This is a genomic window from Jeotgalibacillus marinus (assembly GCF_040801915.1).
GTDB classification, from domain to species: domain Bacteria; phylum Bacillota; class Bacilli; order Bacillales; family Jeotgalibacillaceae; genus Jeotgalibacillus; species Jeotgalibacillus marinus.
Map to the genome: position 1 here is coordinate 1 of NZ_JBFMIA010000046.1, position 2,996 is coordinate 2,996.

At 36.6% G+C, this 2,996-nt stretch carries 6 protein-coding genes; all 6 read left to right on the top strand.

The window, feature by feature from the left end:
- Nucleotides 1-329: DUF1700 domain-containing protein (locus AB1471_RS16660; protein WP_367780884.1), on the top strand; the 329-nt coding region annotated here is incomplete at its 5' end.
- Entirely contained in the window at nt 326-1,078 is a 753-nt protein-coding gene (locus AB1471_RS16665; protein WP_367780885.1) for a DUF4097 family beta strand repeat-containing protein, read from the top strand. The genes AB1471_RS16660 and AB1471_RS16665, both read left to right, overlap by 4 nt.
- Before the next feature lie 298 nt (nt 1,079-1,376).
- Entirely contained in the window at nt 1,377-1,604 is a 228-nt protein-coding gene (locus tag AB1471_RS16670; protein ID WP_367780886.1) for a hypothetical protein, read from the top strand.
- Nucleotides 1,601-2,161, top strand: coding sequence for a hypothetical protein (locus AB1471_RS16675; protein ID WP_367780887.1), 561 nt, complete (start codon nt 1,601-1,603; stop codon nt 2,159-2,161). Before AB1471_RS16670 ends, AB1471_RS16675 begins: the two co-directional genes overlap by 4 nt.
- A gap of 26 nt (nt 2,162-2,187) precedes the next feature.
- Nucleotides 2,188-2,529, top strand: coding sequence for an EexN family lipoprotein (locus tag AB1471_RS16680; protein WP_367780888.1), 342 nt, complete (start codon nt 2,188-2,190; stop codon nt 2,527-2,529).
- Nucleotides 2,530-2,735: 206 nt separating this feature from the next.
- Nucleotides 2,736-2,996: hypothetical protein (locus AB1471_RS16685; RefSeq protein WP_367780889.1), on the top strand; the 261-nt coding region annotated here is incomplete at its 3' end.

Sequence of the window (2,996 nt, forward strand, 5' to 3'; positions counted from 1 at the left end):
CATTTAATAATGTAACAAAAGTGGTGTTTGCAGCAGTAGGACTTGGTATGTTCAATCTTATTTTCGTATTGGCACCTTTCATCGCTGGACTGGTGATCCCTTTAGCACTGTTTGTAGGAGGAGTAGTTTTGCTACTTTCCCCAATTATTCTCTTGATTCAGGATGGATTTACTCTTACTTATGTCAAAGAAATATTTCTGATACTTGGCTACATCGGTGTGGGTCTTATCTTTCTTTTAGGTGCGATAAAGGGTTGGACTTATTTTTACAAAATCCTACTTAGATATTTAAAATTCAACTTGGATATTGTCAGGGGGAGAAAAGGGTGAATAGTAAAAAAGTCTTAACAATCGCAAGTATTCTTATTGGGATATCGATCGTCGGAAATGGAGTGCTATTTTTTCTCGATCAATCGCCGTTTAACTTGACCAATATCAACCACAAAGAGAGTATTTCTGTAAGCAATATTTCAACAATAGACATTGACTCCAATACTGGGGATGTAACGATTGTTCCGTATGATGGAACGAACATTGAAGTGCAAATGAAAGGAACGGTTGAAAAAAAGTCAGAGAACAATTTTCAATTATTAGTAAACGAGGAGATTTCCGAGTTAACCATTTCAGCGAGGGAGATTAGGAAAGTACACCTTTTAAGTTTTCATTCTGGAACATATGAATTGGTCGTTAAATTGCCAAGAAAAGATTATGAACGGCTCGAGGTGAAGGCTCAGGTTGGAAATATCAACATTGATGAACAGACAGTCAATCAATCCAATTTGACAACTAGAGTTGGAGATATTCGCGTGAAAAACTTGCAAGGGAGAGTATATGCTACTACAGAAGTTGGTGAGATCAACCTGCAATTAGAAAATATCCTTCACGACATTGTTGCCACCACAGAGGTTGGGAATGTTTCAGTAAAAACAGCAGAAGTTCCCGAGTCTCTTGAAACAGATTTGAACCGCTCTATAGGAAAACAAACAGTAGAGCTACCAAGTGATTTGGGAGGCGGAGGACCCTTGGTGAAATTAACAACAGAAGTTGGAAATCTTTCACTTGGAGTAGACGGCTGGTGACGACTGCATTAAATAATTTACGTGTGCGGAGGACGTATAAAAATATCACCAAAATCCACTCACTCTATCAACAATGAATATTATTTAACCGGTTCACCCTTACTCTGGTGAGAAGGTTGTGCAAGTAGAATCCTGGTCCAATCAACTATCAAAGAAAATTTTAAAACGATCAGACACCAAGCATCTCCAAATAAAAGGGGGTGAACCATATGAGGGATGCACAAATAAAAAAGCCCATTCAGATAGACGGCTGAATGAACTCAATTTCAAACCCAACAAAGAGAGGATAACATGTAACATGATCAAACAACAAGGTAATATAACAGAATTAAGAGAGTCATTAGAAAGGATTAACCTTCTAACAGAGGAATTAGGGAAAATAGAAAACATAGACCCTACAAAACTAAAAAGAGCCGTGAGAGAGTGCGAGGAAGTCATTGATATGATGTTGCCATTGATAGGTGCGTTTAAAATCAACGAAATAGCCGACAGAATAGAAGCAGAGGAAGGAGCGAAAGCAGAATGAAAATAAAGAAGAAAAAAAACAAATTAAAAGAGAGAAATTGGTGGCTAATCTTTCACTTGATTTCAACCGTGCTATTTCTTGGTGGTAGTTTTACACAATGGTTGTTACTCATGACAGCAATAAAAGCTGATACAGCTGAAGTTTTATCGGTTTCTCACTATATCATGCATACAGTGGACATAGCATTGATTATACCGGGGCTTTTGGGTGTCATCATAACAGGGATATTTCTTTCAATAAAAACACATTGGGGATTCTTTAAAAACTGGTGGATTATCGCCAAAGAAATTGTGACGTTGATCACACTTGGTTTAGGAACAGCTTTAAATTTTTGGGTACAAAGCGCAATAGAAATCACATCCGTAAAAGGTCTTGATGCTTTAAATGATCCGGTTTACTTAAATGATCGTTCAATGATTATAATGAGCGCAGCAATACAAACTTCAATTCTCATTTTCGTTGTAATCATTTCAGTTATTAAGCCGTGGGGAAAACGTATTGCGAAAAAGAAAAAAGAAAAACAGGACAAAGAAGAAGAATCAGCAGTTTCTAACTAACCATAGAGAAGGAGAATGATTAAATCATGAAAAAAATACTATTAGTTCCTATGATGGCACTATCAGCTTTATTTCTTGCCGCTTGTGGTGGTGAGTATTATTCGAAAAATGATGTTGAAAAAGTAGATGTGTTTAAGGAAGGTGGAGTATTTACAACGGAGGTACATTCTAATAATGATCTAGGCATTAAAGGATTAGAGGAACCGATGGAGTTTAATTTCTTTGGTAACGTATTAAGAATTTCTGAAGATGGAAACAAGTTTAAAGCTGAAATTATTAATGATAAGAGTATCAAAAAAGATGAAGGTATCTATTTTGAAAATCTAGGTGAGGACAATATGAACGTAAGCATTGATCTAAACAACTAAATATTCACCCAATGTTCACACGGAGTAATAGAAAGTAATACAAGGGTTACTTTTCATAAATTATTCTATCCAGTTTACATAAGATGTATTATAAGAAGTTAAAAACGCCCATCCACAAGGTCAAGTGAATGGGCGTTTTTATGTGGTTTTTGATGCGAATGTAACAAGAACCCGGATCGTTTTTAAACGGATATTTGCATTATAACATGAATCCATCAGTTCAACCAACACTACGATGGAATACATCTTTTACAACTGTAGAGGACTTGAATAATTTACGTATTCCTACGACGAAAGGAATCGAAACGCTAGACGCGTTTGCTGATATCACACTTCAGCCAGCAGAAAATACAACATCCGTTTGGAAAGAGGGATCGGACCAGTTTATATGGGTTGAAATTGGTAGTGTGGAAGGTGTTACCGAAATCGATATGGTAGCAGCCGTTCGTGAGGAAGTCTCTATGATT

What these genes read in the sequence shown, in the direction of transcription:
- AB1471_RS16680 (WP_367780888.1), top strand. Translation starts at nt 2,188, where the DNA reads ATGAAAAAAATACTATTAGTTCCTATGATGGCACTATCAGCTTTATTT.
- AB1471_RS16675 (WP_367780887.1), top strand. Translation starts at nt 1,601, where the DNA reads ATGAAAATAAAGAAGAAAAAAAACAAATTAAAAGAGAGAAATTGGTGG.
- AB1471_RS16670 (WP_367780886.1), top strand. Translation starts at nt 1,377, where the DNA reads ATGATCAAACAACAAGGTAATATAACAGAATTAAGAGAGTCATTAGAA.